This is a genomic window from Streptomyces sp. NPDC041200, assembly GCF_055591805.1.
In genome coordinates this window covers 1-3,716 of record NZ_JBVIZF010000110.1, presented here as the reverse complement: position 1 = coordinate 3,716, position 3,716 = coordinate 1, and the positions used below count along the sequence as shown (strand labels likewise).

Genomic DNA, 3,716 nt, shown 5'->3' with positions numbered 1-3,716 from the left:
GCACCGGCCGCCGTCAGATCGGCAGCCAACTCGCCAGCACCGTCAGCATCGGCACCGCGACGGCTCACCAGCAACAGCTGCCGCACACCATGAGCGGAGACCAGATGGCGGGCGAAGAGACCACCCAGCGTTCCGGAGGCGCCGGTGATCAGCACCGTGCCGTGCTCGTCGAGGGACGGAGCGGTGTCAGCGTCGTCGGCGTTCGGCACCCGGGCCAGCCGTGGCGCGAGCACCACGCCCCCGCGCAGCGTCAGCTCCTCCTCGTCCACGCCCAGCGCCGCAGGCACCGAACCGTACGAACCTTCGTCCACGTCCAGCAACACCAGACGGCCGGGGTTCTCCGACTGCGCGGAACGGAACAGACCACGCACAGCGGCGTGCGACAGATCCCCCACACCCGCACCCGGCACGGTCTCCACCGCGCCGCGCGTCAGCAGCACCAGCCGCGCTCCGGCAAACCGCTCGTCAGCCAGCCACGACTGAAGCGAGGAGAGCATGGCCTGCGTGGCCTCGTGCACGGCCGACGCGTCGCCGCCGTCACCGAGACCGAGCAACAGCAACGTGTCCGGCACCGCCGCCCCGGCGTCCACCGCCGTACCGAGCGCCGCCAGATCACCGTACGCGGCGAGTCGGATCCCGTTCCCGAACGCGTCGTCCAGCGCGGCCAGTTGCCCGGCGTCCGCACCGAGGACCGCCCACTCGCCCGTCACCGCACCCGTCGCGGGCGCCGGAACGGCCGACCACTCCAGCCGGAACAGCGACTCGTGCAGCCCACCACGCGCCGCACGCACCTGATTGGCCGAGGCCGGGCGCAGCACCACGGAGTCGACCGTGGCCACCGCACGCCCCGTACCGTCGGCCACCAGCAGCGAGACCACATTGGACGACTGCTCGGACAGCCGTACCCGCAGCGCACCGGCTCCGGCCGCGTGCAACTGCACACCGCTCCACGCGAACGGAAGCAGCGCACCCTCCGCCGACGCCGCATCGCGGTCGAAGCCCTCAGCACCGATGGCATGCAGCGCCGCGTCCAGCAGCGCCGGGTGCAACCCGAACCGCTCAGCTTCAGCGCCCGACGTCACCACCGCGTCCTCAGGGAAGCCGACCTCGGCGTACAGGTCATCGCCAAGCCGCCAGGCCCCCTTGAGCCCCTGGAACACCGGCCCATAGCCGAGGCCCGCCCCGGCCAGCTCCTCGTACAGCCCGTCGACCGCGATCGGCGTGGCACCCTGCGGCGGCCACACACCAAGCTCGTCCAGCTCAGCGCCCCGGCTCCCGACCGTGAGTACACCGGCGGCATGCCGCGTCCACGGCTCCGTGCCGAGCGCGTCCTGCCGACGCGAATGCAGACTGAACGAACGGCGACCGGACTCGTCCGGCCCCTCCACCACGAGCTGCACCCGCACCCCGGTGTGCTCCGGCAGCACAAGCGGGGCCTCCAGGGTCAGTTCGTCCAACCGCCCACAACCCACCTGCGCACCAGCAGCGCACGCCAGCTCCACGAAGGCCGTACCGGGCAGCAGCACGGTGTCCATGACCTCGTGATCCGCCAGCCAAGGATGCGTGCGGGGGGAAAGCACTCCCGTGAACAGATAGCCATCGCCATCCGCGAGCGCGACGGCGGCACCCAGCAGCGGATGCTCGATGTCACCCAGCCCGACCGACTCCAGGTCGCCCACCGCGAGGGCGGCGGCGCTGGGCCAGTACCGCTGCCGCTGGAAGGCATACGTCGGCAGCTCCACGCGCCGCGCACCAGCCCCGGCGAAGACAGCCGTCCAGTCCGGCGTCACGCCCCGCACATGCGCCCGCGCGACGGCCGACAGCAACGCCTCGGCCTCGGGACGATCCTTGCGCAGCGCGGCCGCGAACGCGGCGTCGTCGTCGCCGGTCACGCACTCCTGCGCCATCGCCGAGAGCACACCGTCGGGGCCCAGCTCGACGAACGTCGTCACGCCCTGCGCTTCCAACGTCCTTACGCCATCGAGGAAGCGCACCGCCTCGCGGACGTGGCGCACCCAGAAGTCAGCGGTCGCGATCTCCTCGGCGGAGACGACCGTCCCGGTCAGGTTGGAGACGATCGGGATGCGCGGGGACTCATATGACAGCTCCTGCGCGACCTCGCGGAACGCCTCCAGCATCCCGTCCATGCGCGGCGAGTGGAACGCGTGGCTGACGGTGAGCCGCTTGGTCTTACGACCCCGCTCCTCGAAGCCCGCCGCGATCTCCAGCGCCACGTCCTCGTCACCGGCGATAACCACCGACGTCGGCCCATTGAGCGCGGCGATCGAGACCCGCTCGGTGAGCAGCGGCGCCACCTCGTCCTCCGACGCCTGCACCGCGACCATCGCGCCACCGGCCGGAAGCTCCTGCATCAACCGCCCACGCGCGGCCACCAGCTTCGCCGCGTCCGCGAGCGACAGCACACCCGCCACATGCGCGGCAGCCAACTCACCGATGGAGTGGCCGGAGAGGAAGTCGGGCCGCACACCCCACGCCTCCACCAGCCGGAACAGCGCCACCTCCACCGCGAACAGCGCGGGCTGGGTGAACCCGGTCTGGTCCAGCGCCTCGGCGTCATCCCCGAACAGCACGTCCCGCAGCGGCCGCTCAAGGTGCAGATCCAGATGCGCACACACCGCGTCCAAGGCATCCGCGAACACCGGATAGGCCTCGTACAGCTCACGGCCCATCCCGAGCCGCTGGCTGCCCTGCCCCGTGAACAGGAACGCCACCTTGCCCTCGGCAACCGTCCCCTCGACCACTCCCGACGCGGACTCGCCCGCTGCCAGAGCGTCAAGCGTCCGCAGCAGCTCGTCCCGGTCACCAACGGTGAGCACCGCACGCCGCTCCAGGGCGGCGCGCCCGACGGCCAGGGCGTGGGCGAGGTCGAGCGGTGTCGACTCCGGCCGCGTCTCGATGTGCGTGCGCAGACGTACGGCCTGCTCCCGCAGCGCCTCGGCGTTCTTCGCCGACAGCACGAAGGGCAGGAGGCCGCCGAGCCCGTTCGGGTCGGGTGCCTCGGTCGCTTCGTCGCTCGCCGGGGCCTGTTCGATGATGGTGTGCGCGTTGGTGCCACTGATGCCGAACGAGGAGATACCGGCGCGGCGCAGGCGGCCGGTCTCCGGCCACTCCGTCTGCTCCGTCAGCAGCGACACCGCACCCGCCGACCAGTCGACGTGCGGCGACGGCTCATCCACATGCAGCGTCCGCGGCAGCACACCGTGCCGCATGGCCAGCACCATCTTGATGATGCCCGCGACACCGGCAGCGGCCTGCGTGTGCCCGATGTTGGACTTGATGGAGCCCAGCCACAGCGGCTGGTCCGCGTCCCGGTCGCGTCCGTACGTGGCCAGTAGCGCCTGCGCCTCGATCGGGTCACCCAGCGTCGTGCCCGTACCGTGCGCCTCGACCACATCCACATCGCCGGTCGTCAGGCCGGCGCTGGTCAGCGCCTGCCGGATCACCCGCTGCTGCGACGGACCATTGGGCGCCGTCAGACCGTTCGACGCACCGTCCTGGTTGATCGCCGAGCCGCGCACGGTGGCAAGGACCGGGTGGCCGTTACGCCGCGCGTCCGACAGCCGCTCCACGAGCAGCATGCCGACGCCTTCGCCCCAGCCCGTGCCATCCGCACCGGCCGCGAAGGCCTTGATCCGACCGTCCGCGGCCAGTCCGCGCTGACGGCTGAAGTCGATGAAGTTGTCGGGAGTGGACAT

General features: G+C 71.5%; 1 protein-coding gene. It reads right to left on the bottom strand.

Annotation, left to right across the window (positions count from 1 at the left end):
- Positions 1-3,716: type I polyketide synthase (locus ACZ6CL_RS42785; protein WP_468946960.1), on the bottom strand; the 3,716-nt coding region annotated here is incomplete at both ends.